Here is a 23,909-nt window from a genome sequence, read left to right as displayed (position 1 = left end):
GCGTGTCGACCGAGGTGAACTCCCAGCCGCCGATCGCGTGGCGGTACTGCGGCAGCCAGATCAAGCTGTGGCGCACGGAAGCGGGGGTCGGTCGCGATGCGCTGGCCAAGGAGGCCGGTTATGACTACGAGTACGTCAAGTCGATGGAGAACGGTCGCCGTCGGCCCACGCTGCGGTTACTGCAGATCGCCGACCAGGTGTGCGGGGCGGGCGGGAAGCTTGTCGCGGCTCAGGAGTACTTGAAGCCAGAGCCTTTCCCGACGTTCTCGCAGGACTTCATCCGGTACGAGTCCGAGGCCATCTCACTGAGCTCGTACGAGCCGCTGCTCATCCCGGGGCTCCTGCAGACGGAGGGGACCGCACGCTCCCTGCTCAAAGCCCACTGGCCGCCCTTGGATGACGAAACGGTCGAAGAGCGTGTGACGGCCCGGCTCAAGCGGCAGGATCTTCTGGCGAAGCAGACCAGATCCTTCAGTTTCGTCATCGGCGAATCGGCGCTGCGGAACAAGGTCGGAGGAGCCGAAGCGCACTCGTGTCAGTTGCGGCACCTGCTGGCAGTGGCTGAGCAACGGAACGTGACTGTGCAGGTGCTGCCGATCGTCGGTGCGCATCCGGGCCTCAACGGGCCACTCGTCTTGCTGGAGACGTCAGAGCACGAGCACCTTGGGTACGAAGAGGGGCAGACGACCGGAGTGCTCTACTCGGACCCAGATCGCGTCAGCATCGCCACGCAGCGCCATGCAATGATCCTGCGGCAGGCGCTGAGCCTTTCGGAGTCCGCGCGATTCATTGTCAAGGTGGCGGAGGAGCAATGAACAAGGACCTGCGATGGTTCAAGTCCAGCTACAGCGGCACCGAAGGCGGCAACTGCCTCGAAGTCGCCCTCGACTGGCGCAAGTCCAGCCACAGCGACTTCGAAGATGCCGCCTGCGTAGAAGTCGCCCCCTGCCCCCACACCATCCACGTCCGAGACTCGAAGCTCGGCCCCCAGAGCCCCCGCTTCGCCGTCGCCGGGGCCGCCTGGACCGCGTTCGTCGCGTACGCCCGTACGGCGTCTCACACCACCCGCGTCGCCCCCGCGAACGGCATCGCGTCCAGCGGTGCCAGCCGCACCGGCGCTGACGGGTTCGGTGCGTGGATCATCTGACCGTCGCCCACGTAGATGCCGACGTGGCTGATGCCGGAGTAGAAGAACACCAGGTCCCCGGGGGCGAGTTCGGACCGTGAGACGCGGCGGCCCGCGTTGATCTGGGCGTACGTCGTGCGGGGCAGGGAGATGCCGGCGGAGCGGTAGGCGGCCTGGGCGAGGCCCGAGCAGTCGAAGGCGTGCGGGCCGGTCGCGCCCCACACATAGGGGCTGCCGAGCTTCTGGTAGGCGTAGGCGACGGCCGCCGCCGCGCGGGAGTCGGGTGCCGCGAGGGAGCCGGGGGCGGTGAGGGCGCCGCGCGTACCGTCCGTGGCCGAGCGCGAGGCGTGCCCCGCGGCCCCGCCGTCCGCCGTGGCCGCCGTGCGCTCCCGCGGGGTCAGCCGGGACAGCAGCCGCTGGGCCTCGTCCAGCTTGCCGGTGACGGTCTTCTTCTGCCGCTTCAGCTCGGCCTGTCTGGTCTTGAGCGAGGCCAGTTCGATGTGGGCGGCGCCCCGCAGCTGCTCGATCTCCCGCAGCCGCTTCCGTACCCGCGCGACGGCCCGCGACTGCCGGTCGCCCGCCCGCTCGGCGAGCGCGGCGCCGTCCAGGTACTGGTCGGGGTCGTCGGACAGTACGAGCTGCAGTGCCGGATCGAGCCCGCCGCCGCGGTACTGCGCCGTGGCGATCGTCCCCAGCGCCTCCCGCGCCGAGTTCAGCTTCTCCTCCTTGCGGGCCGCCTCGTCCCGCAGCGTCTTCAGCCGCTGCCGGGCCGCCTCCGCCTTCTCCTTCGCGCCGTTGTACTTCTCGGTGGCGACCTCGGCCTCCTGGTACAGCTTGTCCACCTTGGCCTTGACCTGTGCCGGCGTCAGCTGCGGCTCGGCGTGCCCGGTCCCGTCGAAGCCCGTCGCGGTCGCCGCGCCTGCCAGGGCTATGGTGACCGCCGTCCGGGCCGTGTTGCCGCTGAGCGAGCGCTGTCGGGGCTTGCGGTGCGCTGCCACCTGGACCGTCACGTCCTTTCGTACGGCCGCTCCGTCGTAGCGGAAGGGCGGTTTACGCGTCCGGCGGCGGTCCGCACAGGGGTGGCGGGCCGCCGCCGGACCTCCTCGGCGGTGGTGTCCGACTGCCGCCCCTGGCCCGGGCGGCGGTGGGGAGCCGGTCACCTGGGGGAGGACGCTAATCCCGACAGCAACGAATTTGTAACGCAATGTACGGAACTGGCGTGACCGGACCGGCAGGTGTCCGCACATGACCCGGATCCGGTTCCGGAGCCGCCGACTTCGCGCGGTGTGCTGACCGATGCGGCCGTTCGGGGGCATGCGGGGGCCGTCGGCTGCTATAGGGGCCGTGTGTAGGTGTGGGCCCGGTGCCCGAAGGCTCCAGGGTCCCTGATTAGGCTCCGGCCTCATGGACGTACTCATCCATCTCTTCGTCGGCCTGCACATCGTCGGCATCGCCGCGCTCCTCGGCGGCTTCCTCGCCCAGCTGAAGGCCATGGGACGGGGCGAGGCCCGCTTCGTCCCCGCGATGCTGCACGGCGCGCTCACCATGCTGGTCACCGGCGTGATCCTGGTCGGGCTCAACCAGGCCGACGACCACCACGTCAACAACATCAAGATCGGCGTGAAGCTGGCCCTGCTGATCGTGATCCTCGGGCTCGTCTACGTGAAGCGGGACGACGAGCGGGTGGACAAGGGCCTCTTCGGCCTGGTGGGCCTGCTGACCACGGCGAACATCTTCATCGCCGTGCTGTGGACCTGACCGCCCCGACGGCCACCGCGAGCCACACCGCCACCGACACCCACACCAGCACGACCCCCGGCCCCCGCAGCCACGGGATCCCGAGGGCGGCGCCGACGGACAGCGTGGACGCCGCCGTCATTCCCATCGGGAACACCGTCGACCAGCGCCGTACGTCATAACGCGGCCGGCGCCGGGCCGCCTCCGCGACCAGCAGGGCGGCATAGCAGGCCAGGTCCAGCACGAGCAGGGCGAGGGTCACGGTGCGCAGGACGCTGCGGTCGTCGTCGTTCCACAGGTACAGGCGCGGGCTGTCGGCGGCGATCAGCCGCGCCCCGGCCAGCGCCGAGACGGCGAGCGAGCCGCCCGCGATCCAGTGGTCCCCGGCCCCCTCGATCACCTGCCGCGGATCGAACCGGACCAGCGCGAGCCCGTAGAGCACCAGCCCCAGCCAGAACAGCACGAGCGCCGTGTGCGCGAGCCAGGCCGTCGCCGTGGCCGCGGCCAGCACGGCCCCCAGCACGGCGATCCCCTGGGTGGCCACACAGGCCAGGAACACCGTCCCCGGCATGCGCCGCCCCCAGTGCCGTACGACACGGAGCAGCAGCACCGGCCAGAGCACGGCCGCCAGCGCGAGCAGCGCCTCGGCCACGACCTGTCCACCCAGCAGCGAGAAACCGGTCCCCAGCACCGCGGTGGCGGCCACGGCGGTGAGCGCGCCCGGCGTGTCGGCCTCCGCCGACCACCGCTCCCGCTCCCGCAGCAGCCGTACGGCGAAGCCCGCCGCGAACCCCAGCCAGGCGGCGCAGGCCACCCCGAGGGCGACCCGCGACACCACCTCGTAGCCCGCCAGCCACAGCCCCACCGACACGATCCCGGCCGCCATCACGGCGGCGCCGCCCGCCGGTGAACGCCGCACCCACCAGACGTGGAGGGGGGAGGAGGGGCCGGGCATGCGCCCGATGTTAGGGGCGCGGCGGCTCAGGCAGGTCGCACCACGCTGTGGATGATCGATTCGTCGTGGTGGACCGACTCCTCGCGGACGTAGGTGCCGGGCCTGGGGGCGTGGATCATCATGCCGTCGCCGGTGTAGACGCCGACGTGGCTCACGTCGTCGTGGAAGAAGACCAGGTCACCGGGGAGGGCGTCACCGAGGGAGACGGTGGTGCCGGCGTGGGCCTGGTCGTCGGTGGTGCGCGGCAGGCTGACGCCGGCGGCCTTCCAGGCGGCCTGGGTGAGGCCGGAGCAGTCGTAGGAGCCGGGGCCGGTGGCGCCCCAGACGTAGGGCTTGCCGATCTGTTCGCGGGCGAAGGCGATCGCTTTCTCGGCCTTGGTGGCGTACGAGCCGGATGAAACGGATGAACCGAGTGAACCGGACGGGACGGAGGAGCCGGCGGCGTCGCCTTCCCGTCGTCGCCACCGCCCCTGCCCCTGCCTCTGCGCCTGCCCCTGTGTCTGTGCCTGTGCCTGTGCCGTCAGCGTTGACAGCAGTTCGCGCGCGGTGGCCAGCTTCCTCTGGACGGTGGCCTTGGCGGTCCGCAGGTCGTTCTGCGACTCGGCCGGCGGCTCGGGGCTCTCGGTGGCCTCCTGCTGCCTCCTCACGGTCGCGGACTGCTGCGTGGCGGAGTCGTCGCCCGCGCCCTTCCGCCGCGCGGTCAGCCGGCTCATCAACTGGTTCTGGTCGAAGTAGCCCTGCGGAGTGTCCGCGAGCAGGAAGGCGTCGGTGTCGCGGGCGGCGGCCCCGGGCCGGTACTGGGCCGCGGCGAAGGAACCCAGCTTCCCGCGCGCCTTGTTGAGCTTCTCGGTGCGCCGGGCCACCTCGCCGAGGAGGGTGTCGACGCGCCTGCGCTGCCTGCCGGCCGTCTCCTTGGCCTCGTCGTTCTTCTCGGTGGCCGGATCCGCCCGTCGGTACAGGTCGTCGAGCTTCTTCTCGACCTCTTCCGGGCTCGGCCGGTCGCCGGGGACGCGCGTGTCCGCGGGGCGCGACTTGTGGTGCGAGGCCAAGGGGGGCGACTCCTTCCACGTTCCGCCTGCCGGGCCGACCGCGGGCTCGGGCGGGTGCTTCGGAGCGGTGCCCAGCGGTGCCCTGCGCCGCCGCGGAGGGCGTGCCGGACTCGGCGGAGGCCGCGCGGTCCGGCGACGTTCGCCGGTGGGGGGCGTGCGGCCCGCCCGGAACGGTAGCCAACTCGTGTGGCTACTGTGAAGGTTGATGGGAGATATGCCCGATACGTCATCGAGAGCCGGGCCGAGATTCTCCCAGGTGACAGCGCTGCTGCGCAGAGTGAACGGGAAGTCCGGCGGTGAATCCGGTCATGTTCCCGGGGCGGCGACCGGATGTCAGTGGGGCGCCCTAGACTCGGAGAGCGATGAGCAGCCTCTTTGACGACAGCTTCCTGGCGAACCTCCAGGCCCCCCGCGGGCACGAGGAGGAACCTCCGCCGCCGCCCGAGGACGATCACGCTCCGGAGCCGGTTCCGGACGATCTGTTCGGCGGGAAGTTCGACGTGCCGCCGGACCGGGACTCCTACTACCGGGACGGCGCCCCCCGCCCGGCCGTGGACCCGGCAGCGCTGCTGGACGGGCTGAACGACAACCAGCGCGCCGCCGTCGTCCACTCCGGCTCCCCGCTGCTCATCGTGGCCGGCGCAGGCTCCGGCAAGACCCGCGTGCTCACCCACCGCATCGCCCACCTGCTGGGCGAACGCGGCGTCCACCCGGGCCAGATCCTCGCGATCACCTTCACCAACAAGGCCGCGGGCGAGATGAAGGAGCGTGTCGAGCACCTCGTCGGCCCGCGCGCCAACGCGATGTGGGTGATGACCTTCCACAGCGCGTGCGTACGCATCCTGCGCAGGGAGTCGAAGAAGCTCGGCTTCACCTCCTCCTTCTCGATCTACGACGCCGCCGACTCCAAGCGCCTGATGGCCCTGGTCTGCCGCGACCTGGACCTCGACCCCAAGCGCTACCCGCCGAAGTCCTTCAGCGCCAAGATCTCCAACCTGAAGAACGAGCTGATCGACGAGGAGGACTTCGCCGCCCAGGCGGCGGACGGCTTCGAGAAGACCCTCGCCCAGGCCTACGCCCTCTACCAGTCGCGGCTGCGCGAGGCCAACGCCCTCGACTTCGACGACCTGATCATGACGACGGTCAACCTGCTGCGCGCGTTCCCGGACGTCGCCGAGCACTACCGCCGCCGCTTCCGCCACGTCCTGGTCGACGAGTACCAGGACACCAACCACGCCCAGTACGCCCTCGTGCGCGAGCTCGTCGGCACCGCCGGGCACCCGGTGGACGTGCCGCCCGCCGAGGACGACCTCCAGCCCGCCGAGCTGTGCGTGGTGGGTGACGCCGATCAGTCGATCTACGCCTTCCGCGGGGCGACCATCCGCAACATCCTCCAGTTCGAGGAGGACTACCCGAACGCGACGACGATCCTGCTGGAGCAGAACTACCGCTCCACCCAGACGATCCTCTCCGCCGCCAACGCGGTCATCGAGCGCAACGAGTCCCGCCGCCCGAAGAACCTGTGGACCAACGCGGGCGCGGGCGCCCACATCACCGGGTACGTCGCCGACACCGAGCACGACGAGGCTCAGTTCGTCGCCGACGAGATAGACCGTCTCACCGACGCGGGCGAGGCGAAGGCCGGCGACGTCGCCGTCTTCTACCGCACCAACGCCCAGTCCCGTGTCTTCGAAGAGATCTTCATCCGCGTCGGCCTGCCCTACAAGGTGGTCGGCGGCGTCCGCTTCTACGAACGCAAGGAGGTCCGGGACGTCCTGGCCTACCTGCGGGTGCTGGCCAACCCCGAGGACTCGGTGCCGCTGCGCCGCATCCTCAACGTGCCCAAGCGCGGCATCGGCGAGCGCGCCGAGGCGATGATCGACGCCCTCTCCCAGCGCGAGAAGATCAGCTTCCCGCAGGCGCTGAAGCGCGTCGACGAGGCGTACGGCATGGCGGCGCGGTCGACGAACGCGGTCCGGCGGTTCAACGTGCTGATGGAGGAGCTCCGTACGATCGTCGAGTCCGGCGCGGGCCCGGCGACCGTCCTGGAAGCCGTCCTCGAACGCACCGGATACCTGGCCGAGTTGCAGGCCTCCACCGACCCGCAGGACGAGACCCGCATCGAGAACCTCCAGGAACTCGCGTCCGTGGCCCTGGAGTTCGAGCAGGAGCGCGGCGAGGGTGAGCCGGTGGGGCTGTCCGACTTCCTGGAGCAGGTCGCCCTGGTCGCCGACTCCGACCAGATCCCCGACGAGGAGGACGGCGACGGCGTCATCACGCTGATGACCCTGCACACCGCCAAGGGCCTGGAGTTCCCGGTGGTCTTCCTGACCGGCATGGAGGACGGGGTCTTCCCGCACATGCGCGCCCTCGGGCAGACCAAGGAGCTGGAGGAGGAGCGCCGCCTGGCGTACGTCGGCATCACGCGAGCGCGGGAGCGGCTGTATCTGACCCGGTCGGCGATGCGCAGCGCCTGGGGCCAGCCGTCGTACAACCCGCCCTCCCGCTTCCTGGAGGAGATCCCGGCCGCCCATCTGCAGTGGAAGCGGACGGGAGCGACGGCACCGGTGTCCTCGGGGCCGGCGTCCGGGGTGGCGGCCTCCCTGTCCTCGTCCCGTTCGCGCTCCTCGGCGTCGGGTGCCTCCGGCTTCGCCACACGCCGGGCCTCGGAGAAGCCGGTGGTGGCCGTGGCCGTCGGGGACCGGGTGACGCACGACCAGTTCGGGCTCGGCACGGTCGTCGCGGTGAAGGGCACGGGGGCGAACGCCGAGGCGACGATCGACTTCGGCGACACCAAGCCGAAGCGGCTGCTGCTGCGGTACGCGCCGGTGGAGAAGCTGTAGGTCCTACGTCGGGTCGAGGCCGTGGCTGCGCAGCCACGGCAGCGGGTCGATCGCCGACCCACCGGCGGGCCTCACCTCGAAGTGCAGGTGGGGTCCGGTGGAGTTGCCCGAATTCCCGGAGTACGCGATCGGCTGCCCGGCTTTGACGGTCGTACCGGAGGGAACCCGGTAACTGGAGAGGTGGCAGTACCAGGTCTCCGTGCCGTCCTTCGCCGTCAGGATCAGCATGTTGCCGTAGGCGCTGTTCCACTGCGTCCGTACGGTGCCGTCGGTCGCGGCCATCACGGTCGTGCCGTACGAGACGGGGAAGTCGATGCCTGTGTGCACGGACATCCAGTTCACGCCCGCCTGGCCGTAATAGGCGCTGAGCCCTTTCTGCGCGACCGGAAGGACGTACTTGGGGCGCAGCCGCTCCTTGCGGGCCGCCTCCGCCGCCGCCTTCTTCTTCTCGGCCTCCTGCTCGGCCTTGAGGTCGATGCGCTCCTGCGTACGGCTGGCCCGGTCGGCGAAGTCGTCGGCGCCGGCGGAGAGGCTTTCGAGCTGGGTGTCCAGCTTGTTGTTGGCGGCGGACGGCTTCACCGACTTCGTCTGCGCGGTGGCGGTGGCGGCGGAGGCGGTGGTCTCCTTGCCGCCGTCGGTCAGGCTGCCGACGGAGGCGGCGGCGATGCCGGCGACCCCCATCACACACGCCGAGGGCACGGCGACGGTCAGCAGCGCGGAGCGCTTGGGGGGCGTACGGCGGCGGGAGCGGGCCGCGCTGCGGGAGCCCGGGCGGGGTGAGGCCGGGGTGACCTCTTCCTGGTCGTCGAGCAGGGTAGCGACGGTGGGCAGTTCACCCGTGGCCGCCTGCTCGCCGTCTTCCACCGGGTGTTCCTCGGCGGCTTCCTCGTACGGGAGCTGCTCGAAGGTGGCGGTCGCCTGCTGGTCGAAGGGCTCGGGCTGCTGCTGCTCGGGCTCGGTGGCGGTCGCGGCGCCGTCGGAGTTCCACTGCGTGGCGTCGTACGCGCCGGTGTCGAAGGCCTGCGTGCCCCATTCCCACTGCTGGGTCTGGGCGGCGGTGGCCTGGTCGGGCTGGAGCCAGGCGCTGGCGTCCCACTGGCCGCTGACGTCGGGCGCCGTGGCCTGGTGCGGAATGCCGCCCAGCTGCTGGTGGCCGGTCGTCCAGGCGGTGGTGTCGTAGGCGCCGGAGTCGTAACCGGAGTCGTAGGCGGTGTGGTGCTGGGCCGCGTACGGGTCGTAGTGCGTGCTCTGGTGGCCGCCGGTCGTCCACTGCGTGGTGTCGTACGCGCCGGTGGCGTGGCCCTCGCCCGGGAGGCTGCCGAAGAGCGGGTCGGTCTCGAAGGCCGTGGGGTGGGCGCCGGTGTCGAAACCGGTGGCGCCGTACCCGCCGTACGTGGTGAAGTCGCCGTACTGGGCTTCGTGATCGCCGGAGGACGCGTAGTGCGCGGAGGCGGCGTCGGAAGCCGGAGTCGGGGTGGTCATGGCCCCCGACGGGTGACGGTCGTTCACCAACTTCTCTTTCGCCTCGACAACAGGGGCTGGCAGAGCAGTGCGGCGACTGTACCCGGCGGTACGCGGGCGCGACAATCTTCGGCCGGTTTCACGCTCGCAGGAAACGGGCATTCGGCCGTGTTTCGGGGGACGATGGACGCGGGTTTGGCTTTGTGTTCGAAGAATGTTCGATGACGGGGGCGCCCGGGACCGGTAAACGGGCCGCGCCGGGCGGGTGTTGCGCCGCCCGGCGCCTCCGATCGCGAGCCGGGATCAGGAAGCGACCGTGAGGCCGCCCCGGCGTTTCGCGGCCCCCGGGGCCGGCTGTTCCTCGTCCAGCGCCTGCCGTATCCCGGCCGCGACCGCTGGGTGCACGGGCAGGGCGAGATGACCGACCCCGGTCACCGGCACATTCAGCGCCATCAGGTCGGGGTGGTCGATCCGGGCGGTCTCCAGCGGGTCCATCAGGGAGTCGAGGTCGCTCCAGAAGCTGACGAAGTACGTACGGCAGCCGGCCGCGGGCCGGGCCAGCTCCTCGATCAGCTCCGAACCGGGGCGCATCTGGCGCACGATCGGGTGCGCGTCCGCCAGCGGTACGACCCGGGTGCCGCCGTGCGGGCTGCCGAGCGTCACGAGCGTACGGACCCGGCGGTCACCGCCGAGCCGCTGCACGTAGTAACGCGCTATCAGCCCGCCGAGGCTGTGGCCCACGACGTCGACCTGGGGGCTGCCGGTCCGCTCGCACACCTCCTCTATGTGCCGGCCCAGCAGCTCCGCCGCGATACGGATGTCCCGGGTCAGCGGCGAGTAGTTGAGCGACTCGACCCGCTGCCTGCCGTGCTGCAGCAGATTGCGGCGCAGCAGCAGGAAGACCGAGCGGTTGTCGATGAAACCGTGCAGCAGGACGACCGGGGGCCGGTCCTGAACCGGCAGCTTGGCGCCGCCGTCCGGCGCGGGCACCCTGACGACCGGGGAGCGGCGCTCCTGGACGATCCCGGTCGGATAGAGCAGCAGATGTCCCGCGAGGATCGCGGCTTCCAGGGCGGTGGCCTTCAGGAGCGCCAGGGAGAGTCCCGCGATTCTGTCCGGCACGAGGCGGCGACAGAGCGGGAATATGGAGTCCAGTGCCCCGGTGACCTTCATGGCCGACCTCCTGTCGACACCCCGGAGGACGGCCCTGCCCCCCGTGTGCCCTCATGGGATGCCGCGAGGAGTGTGGCCGACGGGGCGCGAGCGGCTCGCGTGAGATGCGTGAGGCATACGGCGCGCGCGGCGTCCCGCCCTGCCTTCCCTACGTGCCCTTCGTGACCCCGTGGACCACGCCGCGGCTCCCGAACGTGTCCCACCGTGTGATTTCCCCCTCGGTCAGTGCAGTGAAACTGGCGGTCGCGGGATGCTGTAGATAACGTTCGTTCACTTCTCGCTTCATGGAGGCAGTGATGGGTGTGGCAGCCGGTCCGATCCGCGTGGTGGTGGCCAAGCCGGGGCTCGACGGCCACGACCGCGGCGCCAAGGTGATCGCGCGGGCGCTGCGCGACGCCGGCATGGAGGTCATCTACACCGGCCTCCACCAGACTCCGGAGCAGATCGTCGACACCGCGATCCAGGAGGACGCCGACGCGATCGGCCTGTCCATCCTCTCCGGCGCCCACAACACCCTCTTCGCGGCGGTCATCGACCTCCTCAAGGAGCGCGACGCCGAGGACATCCTGGTCTTCGGCGGCGGCATCATCCCCGAGGCCGACATCGCCCCCCTGAAGGAGAAGGGCGTCGCGGAGATCTTCACGCCCGGGGCGACGACGGCTTCCATCGTGGAGTGGGTGCGGGAGAACGCGCGTCAGCCCGCGGAGGCGTGAACCCCGGCCGGACCCAGCTCGTCCGCCATCGCAGCGCGCAGACGCAGTGTCGTCATCAGCCGTTGGAACGCCTCCGCCCAGTACCCACCGGCTCCCGGCGACGCGTCCTCCCGCTCGTCCGGCACCGCCAGCAGCCCGTCCAGCCGTGAGGCCTCCGAGGGATCCAGACACCGCTCGGCCAGGCCCATCACGCCACTGAAACTCCATGGATAGCTCCCCGCCTCCCGTGCGATGTCGAGGGCGTCCACCACCGCCCGCCCGAGCGGCGCGGCCCACGGCACCGCGCACACCCCGAGCAGCTGGAACGCCTCCGACAGCCCGTGCGTCGCGATGAACCCGGCGACCCACGCGGCCCGTTCCCCGGCGTCCAGCGTGTCCAGCAGCTTCGCCCGCTCGGCCAGGGAGACCGCCCCGGGACCGCCCGCCTCGGGCGCCGACGGTGAACCCAGCAGCGCCCGGGACCACTCGGCGTCCCGCTGCCGCACCGCCGCACGGCACCAGGCCGCGTGCAGTTCGCCCTGCCAGCCGTCCGCGACCGGCAGTGCCACGATCTCCTGGGGCATGCGTCCGCCGAGCCGCCCCGACCAGGTCCCGAGCGGCGCGGCCTCCACCAACTGACCCAGCCACCACGACCGTTCCCCTCTGCCGGTAGGAGGTTTGGGCACTACACCGTCTCTCTCCATCCTCGTGTCGCACTCAAGGGGCGCTTCCACCACGATCGTCGGCGCGTCCCGTGTGTGGTCGAGGGCCACGCAGGCCTCCGCCCGGACCGCCATCCGCGCGGCCAGCGCCGAGCCGGGCAGCGCGGACAGCAACTCGGCCGCCGTCGCCCGTACGTTGCGGCTGCGGTCGGCCAGCGCCTGCTCCAGGAAGGGCTCGTCCTCCGCGGCGAGACCCGTGCGCAGCGAGTCGAGGAACATCAGCCGGTCCTCCGCGCGCTCCGACGCCCAGGTGGCCTGGAGCAGTTCCCGCGCGACCGCGGGCCCGCGCGCCCGGATCGCCGTGAGCAGCGCGACCCGCTCGGCGAACAGCCCCTCCTGCCAGAGCCGTCGCACCTCGTCGGTGTCGTCGGGGTCCGGCAGCGCCGCGCCGCCGCCGGGCGCCGCCCGCAGGGCGAACCGCCAATCGGCGTTCAGCCGGGCCAGCCACAGCGCCCGCGGCCCCGCGAAGGCCAGCACGGCAGGGCGCAGGTCCGTACGTCCCCGGGCCGCGTCCAGCAGCGCGGGCAACACCTGTGGTGGCGGGGCGAATCCGCGCGCGTTCGCCGCCGCGAGCCACTGCGGCAGCAGCTCCATGAGATCGGGCGAGCTGCCCCGGCGGCCCCCGCCGCCCACGCCGGGACGGTCGGCCAGCAGCATCGCCAGCCTGCGCGCCGCCGGGGCGGGCAGGGCGGGACGCGGGTCCTCGGGGGCCGGTTCGGGCCGCCGGGCCGCGGGCGCCGGACGCAGCCCGGCCCGCCGTCGTACGGTCTCCACGGCCGCCGCGTCCAGCAGCGCCACCGGCGCCTCCCGGCCGGGGGCGCTCCCCGCGGGCGGGCGCCGGTCGGTGCCGAGCAGGGCCGCGGTGACGAGCTCCTCCCAGGCGCCGGCCACGGGCGCGTCCGCCGGAGCGGGGGTGCGGTTCATGAGGTGCCTCTCGGTCAGTGAGTGCGGCGGAGTGGTTGAACGGTCATCTGCATCGGGTGTCCCGTGGGGGAGCGGGCATTCCCGTAAGTGCTGCATTCGGGCGAAATGCCGGGTCGGCACGGCTGGGCACACCACCCGGTCAGCACAGCGACACCGCTTCCCCCGGCCCCGCCGGCCAGGCCGTCAGCGGGGTGAAGCCCCGGTGGCCGCACTCGCCGAACACCGTGACGGGGGCGCCGCCGGAGAGGGCGACGAGGCGCCACAGGCCCGGGCGGGAGCGGGCGGCGGGGGAGAGCGGAAGCGCCGAGTCGGTGCCGGCGTCCGCCAGTTGCCAGGAGTCGCCGTCCGGGGCCGGGACGACCCGGTCCAGCGTCACGGGGACCGCGTCCAGCCACGGGTCCTCGCGCAGCGCCTCGCCGTACCGCGCGGCGGCCTGTGCCGTGGTCAGACCGGGCGGCCGGATCGCCGCGGGCGCGGGCGGGGCGAACTGTTCGCCCAGGGCCGCCCGCAGCTGCCCGGCGCCCGGGTAGACGGACACCTCCGCCTCCAGGACCAGGCCGACCGGCAGCGCCAGCTCGGGGGCACGGCCGGCCGCGCCGTACGACAGCAGCAGAGCCGTGCGGCCCGACTCGGCGCCGTGCAGCCATATCCGGCGCGTGGTCAGTTTCGCGTCGGACGTGTCGTGCTGGGCGAGGACGAGCCAGCGGTCGCGCACCGGCGGGCCGTCCGCCGCGGCGGGCAGGCCGACGCGGGAGCGGACCGTCGCCGCCAGGCCGTCCGGCAGCCGCTCGCGGCGCAGCCAGCCCTGGTCGAGGAGGTGCAGCAGCGCGCACTCCTCCAGCAGCCGCACCGGCCAGCCGGGACCGGACGCCGGTATCGCCCCCAGCTCCCGCACCCGGGCGGCCAGCCCCGGCGCCTGCGCGTCGACCATGCGGGCCGCGGTCTCCTCCCACAGCCCGTACCCCGCCTGCTCCGCCGAGGCGAGGCCGCCGCGCAGCAGGTCCTCCAGCCGCTGCTCGAGCTCCGTGGCCCCCGCGGTGACCCGCTCGGCGCGCCGCTGGGTCCGGCGCCGCGCCGCCTCGGGATCACCGGGGCCGGACTGGGAACCCCCCTCGCCCGCCGTCCGTTTCTCCTGCGCGCGCTTCCGTCTGCCCGTGAGCCACTGCTCGGCCCAGTCCGGCGGCTCGGCCGTCGGCACCGCGCCGTCCTCGCCCGCCCACAGCAACAGCAGGCCGAGCGCGTGCTTGCACGGGAACTTGCGGCTCGGGCAACTGCACTTGTACGCGGCCCCGCCCGTGTCCGCGATGTCGACGACCGTCTGATACGGCTTGCCGCCACTGCCCTTGCACAGTCCCCACACCGTCCCCTCGTCGGAACTCCCCGTCCCGGACCACGGCCCGGCCGCGCCGAGCTTGCTTCCCGCCTTGCGTGACGCGGCGTCAGGCGCCAGTGCCAGCACCTGCTCCGCGGTCCAGCGCACCCCCTGCTCAGTCATGCCACCGACGGTAGATCCCACCACTGACAATCACCCTCGCGAGCCCGTTTGTGCAGGTCAGAGCGATTGTCAGTGGCGTGGTGCAGGGTTGGTGACAGATCCGAACCGGCCGAGCTGGAGGGGGCCTCAGCCATGTCTGTGTCCGTGGAACCGACGTCCGTGCAGGCGGACGGCAAGCAGCCGGCCGAGGCGCTCAGGCCGCACGCCGAGGACGCCTTCGCCGCCGAACTCGCCGCGCTGGCCGCGCAGGACGACCGCCCGCGCCCGGTCCGCTGGAAGCTGTCGCCGTGGGCGGTCGCGACGTACCTGCTCGGCGGCACGCTGCCGGACGGCACGGTGATCACACCGAAGTACGTGGGCCCGCGCCGCATCGTCGAGGTCGCCGTCACCACGCTCGCCACCGACCGGGCGCTGCTGCTGCTCGGCGTGCCCGGCACCGCCAAGACCTGGGTGTCGGAGCACCTGGCCGCGGCCGTCAGCGGCGACTCGACCCTGCTGGTGCAGGGCACGGCGGGCACCCCGGAGGAGGCGATCCGCTACGGCTGGAACTACGCCCGGCTGCTCGCCCACGGCCCCAGTCGCGACGCCCTGGTGCCCAGCCCGGTCATGCGGGCCATGGCGGAGGGCATGACGGCCCGCGTCGAGGAGCTGACCCGCATACCGGCCGATGTGCAGGACACGCTGATCACGATCCTGTCCGAGAAGACCCTGCCGATACCGGAACTGGGCCAAGAGGTGCAGGCCGTCCGCGGGTTCAACCTCATCGCCACGGCCAACGACCGCGACCGCGGGGTCAACGACCTCTCCAGCGCCCTGCGCCGCCGCTTCAACACGGTGGTGCTGCCGCTGCCGGAGAGCGCCGACGCCGAGGTCGACATCGTCTCCCGGCGCGTCGACCAGATCGGCCGCTCCCTCGACCTGCCGGCCGTGCCCGACGGCATCGACGAGATCCGCCGCGTCGTGACCGTCTTCCGCGAGCTGCGCGACGGACTGACCGCCGACGGTCGTACGAAGCTGAAGTCGCCCAGCGGCACCCTGTCCACCGCCGAGGCCATCTCCGTCGTCACCAACGGCCTGGCGCTGGCCGCCCACTTCGGCGACGGCGTGCTGCGGCCGGGCGACGTGGCCGCGGGCATCCTCGGCGCCGTCGTCCGCGACCCGGCCGCCGACCGCGTCATCTGGCAGGAGTACCTGGAGACGGTCGTCCGTGAGCGGGACGGCTGGAAGGACTTCTACCGGGCCTGCCGGGAGGTGAGCGTGTGAACGACTCCCGACGGCCGGAGGCGTCGGCCGCCGGTCCGCTGCTGCTCGGCGTGCGGCACCACGGGCCGGGCTCGGCGCGGGCGGTGCGGGCCGCGCTGGAGGCCGCCCGGCCGGGCGTGGTGCTGATCGAGGGGCCGCCCGAGGCCGACGCCCTGATCCCGCTGGCCGCCGACGACGGGATGCGGCCCCCGGTCGCGCTCCTCGCCCACGCCGTGGACGAGCCGGGCCGCTCGGCGTTCTGGCCGCTGGCCGAGTTCTCCCCCGAGTGGGTGGCGATCCGCTGGGCCCTGGAGCACGGGATCCCGGCCCGCTTCATCGACCTGCCCGCCACACACACGCTGGCGTGGGGGAGAAACGAGGGAGAGGGAGACGAGGGAGAGGGAGAAGGGGGAGAGGGAGAAGGGGGAGAGAGAGGGGAGGTAGAAGCCGCCGAGCCCGCCGCAGTGCAGGACGTGCGCCTCGACCCGCTCGCCGCCCTCGCCGAGGCCGGTGGTTACGACGACCCCGAGCGCTGGTGGGAGGACGTCGTCGAGCACCGGGGCGTGGGCGACCGGGACCCGTTCGCGCCGTTCGCCGCGCTGGAGGAGGCCATGGCGGCGCTGCGGGAGCGGTACGGCACCGGCGGGCACACCCGGGACCTGGTGCGGGAGGCGTACATGCGGCTCCAGGTGCGGTCGGCCCAGCGGGAGTTCGGGGGCGCGGTGGCCGTGGTGTGCGGGGCGTGGCACGTGCCCGCGCTGCGGGAGAGGGCCACCGTCGCCGCGGACCGGGCGCTGCTGAAGGGGCTGCCCAAGGCCAAGGTGGAGATGACGTGGGTGCCGTGGACGCACCGCAGACTGGCCCGGGCCGGCGGGTACGGCGCGGGCATCGACTCCCCGGGCTGGTACGCACATCTGTTCGGCGCGCGGGACCGGCCCGTCGAACGATGGCTGACCAGGGTCGCGGGCCTGTTGCGCGAGGAGGACCGGATCGTCTCCTCGGCCCATGTCATCGAGGCGGTGCGGCTGGCCGAGACGCTCGCCGCGATGCGCGGCCGTCCGCTGGCCGGACTGAGCGAGACCACCGACGCCGTGCGCGCGGTGATGTGCGAGGGCTCGGACGTGCCGCTGGCCCTGGTGCACGACCGGCTGGTGGTCGGGGACGTGCTGGGCGAGGTGCCCGAGGGGGCGCCCGCGGTGCCGTTGCGGCGCGATCTGGACCGGCAGCAGCGCCGCCTCCGGCTCAAGCCGGAGGCGCTGGAGCGGGAACTGGAGCTCGACCTGCGCAAGGAGACCGACGCCGGGCGCAGCGGACTGCTGCACCGGCTGCGGCTGCTGGGCGTCGGCTGGGGCGAACCGGCCGCCTCCCGGGGCAGTACGGGCACCTTCCGGGAGACGTGGCGGCTGCGCTGGGAGCCGGAGTTGTCGGTGCGGGTCGCCGAGGCCGGGGTGTGGGGGACGACCGTGTCCGCCGCCGCGACGGCCAAGGCCGAGGCGGACGCCCTGGCCGCGCGCTCCCTCGGCGAGGTCACCGCCCTCGCCGAGCACTGTCTGCTCGCCGGACTGCCGGACGCGCTGCCCGTGGTGATGCGCGTGCTCGCCGACCGGGCCGCGCTGGACACGGACGCCGGCCACCTCGCGCAGGCCCTCCCCGCCCTGGTCCGCTCCCTGCGCTACGGCGACGTGCGCGGCACCGACACCCGGGCCCTCGCCGAGGTCGCCGCGGGCCTCGCCGAGCGGGTCTTCGTCGGCCTGCCCCCGGCCTGCGCCGCCCTGGACGCCGACGCGGCCGACGAGATGCGCGGCCATGTGGACGCGGTGCACGGGGCGGTGGGCCTGCTCGCGGAGGCGGCCGTCCCCGGCCGCGGCGATCTGCGCCCACGCTGGCGCGCGGTGCTGCGGACGCTCTTCGGGCGGGACACCGTGCCCGGGGTGATCCGGGGCCGGGCCGTGCGCCTCCTGCTGGACGAGGGGGAGTTGGCGCAGGACGCGGCGGCCCGGCTGATGGGCCTCGTGCTGTCGCCGGGCACGCCGCCCGCCGACGCCGCCGCGTGGATCGAGGGCTTCGTCGGCGGCGGGGGCGGGATGCTGCTGGTGCACGACGAGCGGCTGCTCGGCCTGGTCGACGCCTGGCTGACCGGGGTGCCGGCGGAGGCGTTCACGGACGTACTGCCGCTGCTGCGGCGCACGTTCTCGGCGTACGAGGCGGGGGTGCGCAGGACCCTCGGGGAGCTGGTGCGGCGCGGGCCGGGGGAGCGGGGGACCACGGCGGGCGCCGGATCCGGCATACCCGGCTTCGCGGACGACCTCGACCCCGGCCGCGCGGACGCCGTGCTGCCGGTGGTGCGGCTGCTGCTGGGCCTGGACGAAGACGGCGTGTACGCCCAAGACGACGACCTGGTGGGGGTGGGCACATGACGATCGAGCCGACGTACGCCGACGACCCGGCCCGGGAGCGGCTGCGGCGCTGGCGGCTGGTCCTCGGCTCGGACGCGGCCGACGGCACCGGATGCGCCCTGTCCGGGCGGGACGCGGCGATGGACGGGGCGCTGACCGCGCTCTACGGAAAGGGGGAACGGCCGCGGACGGGCCGGGACCGCGCGGCCGGGCTCGGGGCCTCGGCGCCGTCGGTGGCGCGCTGGCTCGGCGACATCCGCACGTACTTCCCCTCCTCCGTCGTCCAGGTGATGCAGCGGGACGCCATCGACCGGCTCGGGCTGGCCACGCTGCTGCTGGAGCCGGAGATGCTGCAGGCGGTGGAGGCCGACGTGCACCTCGTCGGCACCCTGCTCTCGCTCAACAAGGCCATGCCGGAGACGACCAAGGAGACGGCGCGGGCGGTCGTGCGCAAGGTCGTCGAGGACCTGGAGAAGCGGCTCGCCACCCGCACCCGGGCCACGCTCACCGGCGCCCTCGACCGCAGCGCGCGGGTCAGCCGGCCGCGCCACCACGACATCGACTGGAACCGCACGATCGCGGCCAACCTCAAGCACTATCTGCCGGAGTACCGGACGGTCGTGCCGGAGCGGCTCATCGGTTACGGGCGGGCGTCGCAGTCGGTGAAGAAGGAGGTCGTCCTCTGCGTCGACCAGTCCGGTTCGATGGCGGCGTCCGTCGTCTACGCCTCCGTGTTCGGGGCGGTGCTCGCCTCCATGCGGTCGATCAGCACCCGGCTCGTCGTCTTCGACACGGCCGTCGTCGATCTCACCGACCAGCTGGACGACCCGGTCGACGTCCTCTTCGGCACCCAGCTCGGCGGCGGTACGGACATCAACCGCGCGCTCGCCTACTGCCAGTCGCGCATCACCCGGCCCGCGGAGACGGTGGTCGTGCTGATCAGCGACCTCTACGAGGGCGGCATACGCGACGAGATGCTCAAGCGGGTCGCGGCGATGAAGGCGTCCGGGGTGCAGTTCGTGACGCTGCTCGCGCTGTCGGACGAGGGGGCGCCCGCGTACGACCGGGAGCACGCGGCCGCGCTCGCCGCGCTCGGCGCACCGGCGTTCGCCTGTACGCCCGATCTCTTCCCGGAGGTGATGGCGGCGGCGATCGAGAAGCGCCCGCTTCCGATACCGGACACCGTGTGAGGTGACGGCAGGCCAGAAAACGGACATGACTACCCATCGGTAACGGGGGGCTTGCGCAACCGCGGGCGGGGCGTGCGAGGATCATCGGCGCATCCCGTCGACCCGTCAGTCGTTCCGTCGCACGGAGGATCCTCCGCTCTTGACCTGGCCAGCAGCCCTGTCCGTCGCCGCTGTGCGCGTGTTGCGCACGGCGGCCGGGCGGCGTGCGCTGCAACTGGCGCTTCTGGTGGGCGGTCTGTTCGCGCTCGGCTTCCTCTGCGGCGAACAGGCGCATGCGGCCGAGGGGACGACACCGGTGACCTCGACGGTCTCGGTGACCTCCCAGGAGGCCGTACGGTCCGTCACCGGCCATGCCGCCCGGCCGGTCGGTGATCTGGCCGGAGCGGTGACCCAGGGCCTGGACCAAGCCACGGCGAAGGCACCGTCGTTGCCCAAGCCGCCCGCCCTGCCCGCCCCGCGGGAGCTTCCGGCAAAGCCCTCGCTGCCCGCGCCGGTCCCCGAGGCGCCCCAGCCGCAGCAGCCGCAGCCGCAGCAGCCGGGCGGCCCGAGCGTGTCGCAGCCCCCGGCCGCCGCGTTCGGCGGTCACGCCGGTACGGAGTCCCGTACGCGGATCCGTACCGAACCCCGTACGACGGCGGCCGTGCCCCAGGGCCCGCGCCTCTCATCCGACGTCACCGCGCCGGCCGCGCGGACGCACGCCGACGGCCACCGCACCGGGGCCCAGGCCGGCGCTCCCACCCGGCCCGCGCCCACCGGAGACCCGGACGGCGCGCTCACCGACCGCGCGGCGGTCGACAACGGCACCTCACGCCATCTCGACGCGCACGCCGTCACCCCTGACCACCGGGCGCCGCTGCGTCTCGTGCCCGGTGCCCTCGCGCGCGTCGACGCGTCCGGGACCCGGGACAGGTACCGGGACATCCCCGTCTTCCCCGGCTAGGGCTCCCGCCCCGAGGCAGAAACGGCCACTTCACCCGCCGTGGACCTGCCGCGCGGGGGCGAGACAGGTCTGCCCGCCCGTCCGGCCACCCCTCACTTCTCCGGACGGAAGCCATTCAAGACGTCCCGGAACTCCTAAGGATCTGACGCACGCATGAACAAGAACATCCGCCGCTCCATCGTCATCGCCGCCGGTGTCACCGGCGCGTGGGCGCTCGGCTCGGCCGTCGCCAGCGCCGACGAGCTGCCCTCCGCGGCCCTCTCCGTGCCGGACACGGCCGCCGACACGGCTGCTGACACGGTCGCCGACAAGGCAACCGACACCACCAGCACCCTCACCGACACGTCGGCCGAGGCCGGGCAGTCGGTCCAGGCCGACACCGCCGGCCAGGCCCGCCGCCACGTGGAGACCAAGGCGGGCGCCCAGGCGGCCCACGCCGTCTCCGGGGCGACGGCCGCTTCCGAGGACCGGATCGACTACCTCTTCGGCCCCCTCTCCGCCTTCGCCCCCGAGCTGGAGGAGGCACCGGCCGCCGCACAGGCCACCGTCGCAGGCGTCCCCGGCCACGTCACCGGGACCGTCACCCCGGTCGTCGACGAGACGGCCGCCGCCGCCGTCCCGCCGGTGGCCGCGACCGCCGCGCACGGCGCGCTGCCGGTTGCCGGGCACGCGGTCGCCGGGGCCGTGCCGACCGCCACCGGCGCGGCGGACGGCGTCACATCGGTCGCGTACACCGCCGTACACGGCGTGACGCCCGTCGCCACAGGCGCGGTCGCGGGAGTGCGGGGCGTCGCCACGGGCGCCGTCGCCGACGTGCCGCCGTACGCCACGGGGGTCGTCGGGCAGATCGCGTACGACACCACGGACGCCGTGCTGCCGCCGGTCGCCAACACCGCTGTGCACGGGGTGGTGCCGGTCGCCGGGCAGGCCGTCGCCGACGCGGGGGCGCTCGCGTACGGCGTCACGGGTGACGTCCGGCCCTTCGCGGGCGGCGTCGCCGACGCCGTACCGCCGCTCGCGCACGGGGTGGCCGGGCAGGTGGGGCCCTTCGCGCAGGGTGTGGCGGGCGAGGTGCCGCCGTTCGCCGCCGGGGTCACCGGGGCCGTCCAGCCGGTCGTCGACACGGCCGTCAGGACCGTCCGGCCGGTCGCGAGCAGCGCCACGGCGCTGGCCTACGGCGTGACGAGCGACGTCGCCCCGTTCGCGGGCGGGGTCGCCGGGCAGGTCGACCCGTTCGCCCAGCAGGTCACCGGGCAGGTGGCGCCCTTCGCGCGGGACCTCACCGGAACCCTCCACACCACAGCCGCCCCGCTCGCCGGGCACGCGGTCGGCGGTGTGGCGGGCGTGACCGAGTCGGTCACTCCGGGATATGTCCATGACATGGCGAACACGGGGTACACGCACAACCTGCACACCGTGCACGACGGGTTCACCCACGGCGTCTGAGCCGCCCGTCCCGACCGACTCCGTGAGGCAGCGGGGCCCGGACGGCCGAAAGCCGTCGGCCGTCCGCCCGGCACCTCACGGACCGGGGCGGTTGGTCCCCATTGGGGTGGGGATCAGCCGCCCACGGCCCCCAGAGGGCCATTTGGAGGCCTCACCGGGTCAACCCCAGCCCGGTGAGGCCTCGCCGTCGCGGCACGCCGTGCCGTGGAACCCGGCATCATGTGACAGGTATCACCGCTCAGGTGTGACCGCCGATTTAGAGGCCTCCGGCAAGCAGAGATAACCTGCGAGACGGACATGCCGCGCGCTCGGACACCGTGTGCGCTTCCCTTGTGACACAGCGGACCGTCACGTTGCCCTTCGCGGCACGCCCACGCATCCAACGAACCGCGAGATCACTGATAGGGACGGAAGCGCGTGGACCTGTTCGAGTACCAGGCGAGGGACCTCTTCGCCAAGCACGATGTACCGGTGCTGGCCGGTGAAGTCATCGACACGCCTGAGGCGGCGCGCGAGATCACCGAGCGTCTGGGCGGCAAGTCCGTCGTCAAGGCGCAGGTGAAGGTCGGTGGTCGCGGCAAGGCCGGTGGCGTCAAGCTGGCCGCCTCCGCGGACGAGGCCGTCGCCCGCGCGACGGACATCCTCGGCATGGACATCAAGGGCCACACGGTCCACAAGGTCATGATCGCCGAGACCGCTCCGGAGATCGTCGAGGAGTACTACGTCTCCTTCCTCCTCGACCGTGCCAACCGCACCTTCCTCTCCATCGCCTCCGTCGAGGGCGGCATGGAGATCGAGGAGGTGGCGGCCACCCGTCCGGAGGCCGTCGCGAAGATCGCGATCGACGCCATCGACGGTGTGGACGAGGCCAAGGCCCGCGAGATCGTCGAGGCCGCCAAGTTCCCGGCCGAGGTCGCCGACAAGGTCGTGAACGTCCTCGTCAAGCTGTGGGACACCTTCATCAAGTCGGACGCCCTCCTCGTCGAGGTCAACCCGCTCGCGAAGGTCGCCTCCGGTGACGTCCTCGCCCTCGACGGCAAGGTCTCCCTGGACGAGAACGCCGAGTTCCGTCACCCCGAGTACGAGGAGCTCCACGACAAGGAGGCCGCCAACCCCCTGGAGGCGGCCGCCAAGGCGAAGGGCCTCAACTACGTCAAGCTCGAGGGCGAGGTCGGCATCATCGGCAACGGCGCGGGTCTCGTCATGAGCACCCTGGACGTCGTCGCGTACGCCGGTGAGAACCACGGTGGCGTCAAGCCCGCCAACTTCCTGGACATCGGCGGCGGCGCCTCCGCCCAGGTGATGGCGAACGGCCTGGAGATCATCCTGGGCGACCCGGACGTCAAGTCCGTCTTCGTGAACGTCTTCGGTGGCATCACCGCCTGCGACGAGGTCGCCAACGGCATCGTGCAGGCCCTGAAGCTCCTCGAGGACCGCGGCGAGAAGGTCGAGAAGCCGCTCGTCGTCCGTCTCGACGGCAACAACGCCGAGCTCGGCCGCAAGATCCTCACCGACGCCAACCACCCGCTGGTGCAGCGCGTCGACACCATGGACGGCGCGGCCGACAAGGCCGCCGAGCTGGCCGCCGCCAAGTAAGCACAAGGACGAGGACTCAAGACACCATGGCTATCTGGCTCAACAAGGACAGCAAGGTCATCGTCCAGGGCATGACCGGCGCCACCGGACAGAAGCACACCAAGCTGATGCTCGGCGACGGCACCAACGTCGTGGGCGGCGTGAACCCGCGCAAGGCGGGTCAGACCGTGGACTTCGACGGCACCGAGGTACCCGTCTTCGGCACCGTCAAGGAGGCCATCGAGAAGACCGGCGCCAACGTCTCCGTCATCTTCGTGCCGGAGAAGTTCACCAAGGACGCGGTCGTCGAGGCCATCGACGCCGAGATCCCGCTGGCCGTCGTGATCACCGAGGGCATCGCCGTGCACGACACGGCCGCCTTCTGGGCGTACGCCGGCAAGAAGGGCAACAAGACCCGGATCATCGGCCCGAACTGCCCCGGCATCATCACCCCGGGCCAGTCCAACGTCGGCATCATCCCGGGCGACATCACCAAGCCGGGCCGCATCGGCCTGGTGTCGAAGTCCGGCACGCTGACGTACCAGATGATGTACGAGCTGCGGGACATCGGCTTCTCGACGGCCGTCGGCATCGGTGGTGACCCGATCATCGGCACCACGCACATCGACGCCCTCGCCGCGTTCCAGGCCGACCCCGACACCGACCTGATCGTGATGATCGGTGAGATCGGCGGCGACGCCGAGGAGCGGGCCGCGGCCTTCATCAAGGAGAACGTGACCAAGCCGGTCGTCGGCTACGTCGCGGGTTTCACCGCGCCCGAGGGCAAGACCATGGGCCACGCGGGTGCCATCGTCTCCGGTTCGTCGGGCACCGCCCAGGCGAAGAAGGAGGCCCTGGAGGCCGCGGGCGTCAAGGTCGGCAAGACCCCGACCGAGACGGCGAAGCTCGCCCGCGAGATCCTGGCCGGCTGAGTCAGGGCGCT

18 protein-coding genes and 1 pseudogene are annotated in these 23,909 nt (G+C 72.6%); 12 read left to right on the top strand and 7 right to left on the bottom strand.

Going from position 1 to position 23,909, the window contains the following annotated elements; genetic code table 11:
- Positions 1–2 precede the first annotated feature (2 nt).
- Both ACZ7L0_RS07400 and ACZ7L0_RS07395 read left to right on the top strand, forming a co-directional pair.
- Complete coding sequence (locus ACZ7L0_RS07400) at positions 3–815, top strand: helix-turn-helix domain-containing protein (RefSeq protein ID WP_471241459.1); 813 nt, start codon at positions 3–5, stop codon at positions 813–815.
- A pseudogene (locus ACZ7L0_RS07395) lies at positions 812–1,039 on the top strand (DUF397 domain-containing protein); the annotation flags it as partial. The gene ACZ7L0_RS07400 and the pseudogene ACZ7L0_RS07395, both read left to right, overlap by 4 nt.
- Positions 1,040–1,056: 17 nt before the next feature.
- Here ACZ7L0_RS07395 and ACZ7L0_RS07390 read toward each other — a convergent pair.
- Entirely contained in the window at positions 1,057–2,124 is a 1,068-nt protein-coding gene (locus ACZ7L0_RS07390; protein ID WP_471241458.1) for a C40 family peptidase, read from the bottom strand.
- A 406-nt stretch (positions 2,125–2,530) separates the two neighbouring features.
- On the opposite strand from ACZ7L0_RS07390, the gene ACZ7L0_RS07385 reads away from it, so the two are divergent.
- The gene (locus ACZ7L0_RS07385) at positions 2,531–2,884 is read left to right on the top strand and encodes a hypothetical protein (RefSeq protein ID WP_471241457.1); all 354 of its coding nucleotides are present in this window, start codon (positions 2,531–2,533) and stop codon (positions 2,882–2,884) included.
- Here the strand turns inward: ACZ7L0_RS07385 and ACZ7L0_RS07380 are convergent.
- Positions 2,862–3,818 (bottom strand): tellurite resistance/C4-dicarboxylate transporter family protein, encoded by a 957-nt coding sequence (locus ACZ7L0_RS07380; protein ID WP_471241456.1) that lies wholly within the window; start codon positions 3,816–3,818, stop codon positions 2,862–2,864. The two genes, ACZ7L0_RS07385 and ACZ7L0_RS07380, sit on opposite strands and share 23 nt — an antisense overlap.
- 26 nt (positions 3,819–3,844) lie before the next feature.
- On the bottom strand, positions 3,845–4,867 hold the full coding sequence (locus ACZ7L0_RS07375) for a C40 family peptidase (RefSeq protein ID WP_471241455.1): 1,023 nt from the start codon (positions 4,865–4,867) through the stop codon (positions 3,845–3,847).
- Positions 4,868–5,229: 362 nt separating this feature from the next.
- On the opposite strand from ACZ7L0_RS07375, the gene pcrA reads away from it, so the two are divergent.
- On the top strand, positions 5,230–7,710 hold the full coding sequence (gene pcrA / locus ACZ7L0_RS07370) for a DNA helicase PcrA (protein ID WP_471241454.1): 2,481 nt from the start codon (positions 5,230–5,232) through the stop codon (positions 7,708–7,710).
- A gap of 3 nt (positions 7,711–7,713) precedes the next feature.
- Here the strand turns inward: pcrA and ACZ7L0_RS07365 are convergent, their stop codons facing one another.
- Both ACZ7L0_RS07365 and ACZ7L0_RS07360 read right to left on the bottom strand, forming a co-directional pair.
- Positions 7,714–9,219, bottom strand: coding sequence for a M23 family metallopeptidase (locus ACZ7L0_RS07365; protein WP_471241453.1), 1,506 nt, complete (start codon positions 9,217–9,219; stop codon positions 7,714–7,716).
- 255 nt (positions 9,220–9,474) lie between these two features.
- Positions 9,475–10,344 (bottom strand): esterase/lipase family protein, encoded by an 870-nt coding sequence (locus ACZ7L0_RS07360; RefSeq protein ID WP_471241452.1) that lies wholly within the window; start codon positions 10,342–10,344, stop codon positions 9,475–9,477.
- Between the two features lie 296 nt (positions 10,345–10,640).
- Between ACZ7L0_RS07360 and ACZ7L0_RS07355 the strand changes: the two genes are divergently transcribed.
- The gene (locus ACZ7L0_RS07355) at positions 10,641–11,057 is read left to right on the top strand and encodes a cobalamin B12-binding domain-containing protein (RefSeq protein ID WP_471241451.1); all 417 of its coding nucleotides are present in this window, start codon (positions 10,641–10,643) and stop codon (positions 11,055–11,057) included.
- Here ACZ7L0_RS07355 and ACZ7L0_RS07350 read toward each other — a convergent pair.
- Both ACZ7L0_RS07350 and ACZ7L0_RS07345 read right to left on the bottom strand, forming a co-directional pair.
- Complete coding sequence (locus ACZ7L0_RS07350) at positions 11,039–12,682, bottom strand: DUF5691 domain-containing protein (RefSeq protein WP_471241450.1); 1,644 nt, start codon at positions 12,680–12,682, stop codon at positions 11,039–11,041. The genes ACZ7L0_RS07355 and ACZ7L0_RS07350 overlap by 19 nt on opposite strands.
- A gap of 139 nt (positions 12,683–12,821) precedes the next feature.
- Positions 12,822–14,177: an SWIM zinc finger family protein gene (locus ACZ7L0_RS07345; RefSeq protein ID WP_471241449.1), complete on the bottom strand. Its 1,356-nt coding sequence runs from the start codon at positions 14,175–14,177 to the stop codon at positions 12,822–12,824.
- A 132-nt stretch (positions 14,178–14,309) separates the two neighbouring features.
- On the opposite strand from ACZ7L0_RS07345, the gene ACZ7L0_RS07340 reads away from it, so the two are divergent.
- The 7 genes from ACZ7L0_RS07340 (at position 14,310) to sucD (ending at position 23,898) form a co-directional block, all read left to right on the top strand.
- A complete protein-coding gene (locus tag ACZ7L0_RS07340; RefSeq protein ID WP_471241448.1) occupies positions 14,310–15,440 on the top strand; it encodes an ATP-binding protein in 1,131 nt (376 codons plus the stop codon).
- Positions 15,437–17,836: a DUF5682 family protein gene (locus tag ACZ7L0_RS07335; protein ID WP_471241447.1), complete on the top strand. Its 2,400-nt coding sequence runs from the start codon at positions 15,437–15,439 to the stop codon at positions 17,834–17,836. Before ACZ7L0_RS07340 ends, ACZ7L0_RS07335 begins: the two co-directional genes overlap by 4 nt.
- Positions 17,833–19,005, top strand: a complete 1,173-nt coding sequence (locus ACZ7L0_RS07330) for a VWA domain-containing protein (protein ID WP_471241446.1) — start codon at positions 17,833–17,835, stop codon at positions 19,003–19,005. Before ACZ7L0_RS07335 ends, ACZ7L0_RS07330 begins: the two co-directional genes overlap by 4 nt.
- A 139-nt stretch (positions 19,006–19,144) precedes the next feature.
- Positions 19,145–19,945: a hypothetical protein gene (locus tag ACZ7L0_RS07325; protein ID WP_471241445.1), complete on the top strand. Its 801-nt coding sequence runs from the start codon at positions 19,145–19,147 to the stop codon at positions 19,943–19,945.
- Positions 19,946–20,098: 153 nt separating this feature from the next.
- Positions 20,099–21,391 carry a hypothetical protein gene (locus ACZ7L0_RS07320; RefSeq protein ID WP_471241444.1) on the top strand — a complete coding sequence of 431 codons (1,293 nt, stop codon included), beginning with the start codon at positions 20,099–20,101 and terminating at the stop codon, positions 21,389–21,391.
- A gap of 417 nt (positions 21,392–21,808) precedes the next feature.
- Positions 21,809–22,987, top strand: coding sequence for an ADP-forming succinate--CoA ligase subunit beta (sucC, locus tag ACZ7L0_RS07315; RefSeq protein WP_471241443.1), 1,179 nt, complete (start codon positions 21,809–21,811; stop codon positions 22,985–22,987).
- Positions 22,988–23,013: 26 nt separating this feature from the next.
- The gene (sucD, locus tag ACZ7L0_RS07310; RefSeq protein WP_471241442.1) at positions 23,014–23,898 is read left to right on the top strand and encodes a succinate--CoA ligase subunit alpha; all 885 of its coding nucleotides are present in this window, start codon (positions 23,014–23,016) and stop codon (positions 23,896–23,898) included.
- Positions 23,899–23,909 lie beyond the last annotated feature (11 nt).

Source organism: Streptomyces sp. NPDC039424 (genome assembly GCF_055639495.1).
Note: the sequence above shows the minus strand (reverse complement) of the source record. Positions and strands in the feature narration are given on the sequence as shown.

Coding starts and splice junctions, on each gene's coding strand:
- ACZ7L0_RS07345 (WP_471241449.1), bottom strand. CDS start 14,177: ATGACTGAGCAGGGGGTGCGCTGGACCGCGGAGCAGGTGCTGGCACTG.
- ACZ7L0_RS07330 (WP_471241446.1), top strand. CDS start 17,833: ATGACGATCGAGCCGACGTACGCCGACGACCCGGCCCGGGAGCGGCTG.
- ACZ7L0_RS07355 (WP_471241451.1), top strand. CDS start 10,641: ATGGGTGTGGCAGCCGGTCCGATCCGCGTGGTGGTGGCCAAGCCGGGG.
- sucD (WP_471241442.1), top strand. CDS start 23,014: ATGGCTATCTGGCTCAACAAGGACAGCAAGGTCATCGTCCAGGGCATG.
- ACZ7L0_RS07380 (WP_471241456.1), bottom strand. CDS start 3,818: ATGCCCGGCCCCTCCTCCCCCCTCCACGTCTGGTGGGTGCGGCGTTCA.
- ACZ7L0_RS07350 (WP_471241450.1), bottom strand. CDS start 12,682: ATGAACCGCACCCCCGCTCCGGCGGACGCGCCCGTGGCCGGCGCCTGG.
- ACZ7L0_RS07340 (WP_471241448.1), top strand. CDS start 14,310: ATGTCTGTGTCCGTGGAACCGACGTCCGTGCAGGCGGACGGCAAGCAG.
- ACZ7L0_RS07360 (WP_471241452.1), bottom strand. CDS start 10,344: ATGAAGGTCACCGGGGCACTGGACTCCATATTCCCGCTCTGTCGCCGC.
- ACZ7L0_RS07385 (WP_471241457.1), top strand. CDS start 2,531: ATGGACGTACTCATCCATCTCTTCGTCGGCCTGCACATCGTCGGCATC.
- ACZ7L0_RS07320 (WP_471241444.1), top strand. CDS start 20,099: ATGAACAAGAACATCCGCCGCTCCATCGTCATCGCCGCCGGTGTCACC.
- pcrA (WP_471241454.1), top strand. CDS start 5,230: ATGAGCAGCCTCTTTGACGACAGCTTCCTGGCGAACCTCCAGGCCCCC.